Source organism: Pseudomonadota bacterium, from assembly GCA_022361155.1.
Taxonomy (GTDB): Bacteria; Myxococcota_A; Polyangia; order Polyangiales; family JAKSBK01; genus JAKSBK01.
On record JAKSBK010000321.1, the window covers coordinates 1 to 2,005 of the forward strand.

Genomic DNA, 2,005 nt, shown 5'->3' on the forward strand with positions numbered 1-2,005 from the left:
ATCTGGTGGGCTGCGTGATCGGCGATAAGACCGCCTCCATCGAGGTGGACGACAAGGGCCAGCGGCTTGCGGACCGGACAGTCAACGCGGCCAAGAAAGCCGCCAAGGAGCTCGCAAGAAGCCACGTAGCGCTGCGTGGGGTCGATATGAGCGTCGCGGCCCAGGCCCGCGATCAGATCTGGCATAGGGGGCACGGGCTCGGCAGCTTCGATCCGTTCGGGCGGGACGCGCTCAGGCTCTTCCTCGAGGTCGTGCCGAAGCGCGGCAAGGCGAACTACCTTTCGGCCGAGTTCCAGGACTGCTTCGGCCACTCGCTGATCGAGGTGCTGCGATCGCCACGCAGCGAGTCCGACGTGGTCGCCGTAGTAGAGGGTCTGCGTTCGTTTTCCGACGAGCTCAGGCGGCGCGGCATCGTATCCGCATTTGGATTCGCACCCAGCGAAGACGTGGCGCTTTCTACAGCGTACGTCGGCTCCGGGTTCCGCAAGACCGGGCTGCTGGCGCGGGGCCTGCAGGTGGGAGGCAAGCGCTCGGACGCCATTCTGTGGTCCAAGAAACTTGCAAATCCCGGTGAACCGGACGAACTGTCATGAGGGTGGCAGTGGGGACCGCGAGCCCGTAGTCAGGGCGTTTGTGGAGGTGTTGCTCAGGATGCCTACCTATGTGTATGTGTGCGACGGCTGCGCCAGCGAGTTCGAACGCGAGCAGCGTATCAGCGAAGACCCGATCAAGGAGTGTCCGAACTGCGGGGCATCCAGGGCGCGCCGCTTGATCACGCAGGGTAACTTCATTCTCAAGGGGGGAGGCTGGTACGCCGACGGCTACGGCTCGAGAAAGGCGCCGCAGGACAAGCCCGACAAGTCGAAACCCGGCAAGGACGCGCAAGCGGACAAAGGCGAATCGACCAAGGCCGGCCCGGGCCAATCCAACGCATCGGATACGGCCTCGACCAAGGCGTCCGGCGAGTCGTCGTCATCGAAGTCGGGCACCGGCAAGAGCGCCGCCTAGGCGGGAGGCCGGTACACAGGACGCTCGCTCAAGCTGGTCCACGCTCCATGGCGCACTCTACGGCACGATCATGCAGTCGCGATAGCGGCACCTCGGTTGCGCGCCGCCTGTTCCAGCGTCGACCGGGTCCAATCCAGCGTCGACCGGGCCCAATCCAGCGTCGACCGGGCCTGCTCCACTCGTGACGCCTGGCTCTGCCGTCGCTATGTTGCCAACTCGACTGCCCGTACAGAAACTGCTGCGTAGTCCCAGCCCAACAACGATCGTCCGCTGGCCTGCCTTGGCGTTACCGCAGTCCCCGGGCGGGACCGACCGATGCACGGGCCGCGAGTCGGGCGTGCAGACGTAGCGACGATTGTCAGCTTCGTTCCGGAACGTCACGTTGCCGGAGCCATCGATATCGAGATACACGAGAATGTCGCCTTGTTCCGGGCAGCTGGCTTCGCAGGCGCCGTTGACGCAACGGCCGTCACAATCGTAGTGCCTGCTTTCGACCACGCCGGTCTCTACCGTATAAGGAAAGCAGTCAGGCCCGCCGGCACACTGCAGCCGAAACTCGCACGAGTACCCGATGAGGTTGCCCGATGGATCGCACTCGTCCGTAAATGTTCCGTTGGTGCCGGTCACCTGCCCCCGCACACCCGGATCAAGATGAGTTTGGCGAGGGCCACCAGCCACACACGTTACATTACTCACCACGCCCCCATCCCCACCCGCTAGGCCCCCCGCGACATCCGTAGGCGAGTCGCCCTCACCTCCGCAACCCGCCAGACACGTCGTCATAACCAGAAACGCCCCACTCGTCCGCATGGCTAGCAAGGTAGCACAGAGAGCGGGCTGGTGCTCCCGACCCGACCCGACCCGACCCTCGATAGAGCGGCCGGTGTCAAGTACATGCAGTGGTCCCCTCCGGCAGCGCGGTGCGCAGTCGGCAATACGAGAAGTGGGCGCCAGCCGAGAAGGACGGCACAGGAGTCGCGACTCACCCATCGATACG

The 2,005-nt window shown here is 64.7% G+C and carries 3 protein-coding genes; 2 read left to right on the plus strand and 1 reads right to left on the minus strand.

Annotation, left to right across the window (positions count from 1 at the left end; genetic code table 11):
• Together MJD61_12500 and MJD61_12505 are read left to right on the plus strand one after the other, a co-directional pair.
• Positions 1–593 (plus strand): hypothetical protein (locus MJD61_12500; GenBank protein ID MCG8556088.1); only part of this gene is annotated, 593 nt, incomplete at its 5' end.
• On the plus strand, positions 571–1,008 hold the full coding sequence (locus MJD61_12505) for a zinc ribbon domain-containing protein (protein MCG8556089.1): 438 nt from the start codon (positions 571–573) through the stop codon (positions 1,006–1,008). The genes MJD61_12500 and MJD61_12505, both read left to right, overlap by 23 nt.
• A gap of 57 nt (positions 1,009–1,065) precedes the next feature.
• Here the strand turns inward: MJD61_12505 and MJD61_12510 are convergent, their stop codons facing one another.
• Positions 1,066–1,818 carry a hypothetical protein gene (locus MJD61_12510; protein MCG8556090.1) on the minus strand — a complete coding sequence of 251 codons (753 nt, stop codon included), beginning with the start codon at positions 1,816–1,818 and terminating at the stop codon, positions 1,066–1,068.
• Positions 1,819–2,005: the final 187 nt, after the last annotated feature.

What these genes read in the sequence shown, in the direction of transcription:
- MJD61_12510 (MCG8556090.1), bottom strand. Translation starts at nt 1,818, where the DNA reads ATGCGGACGAGTGGGGCGTTTCTGGTTATGACGACGTGTCTGGCGGGT.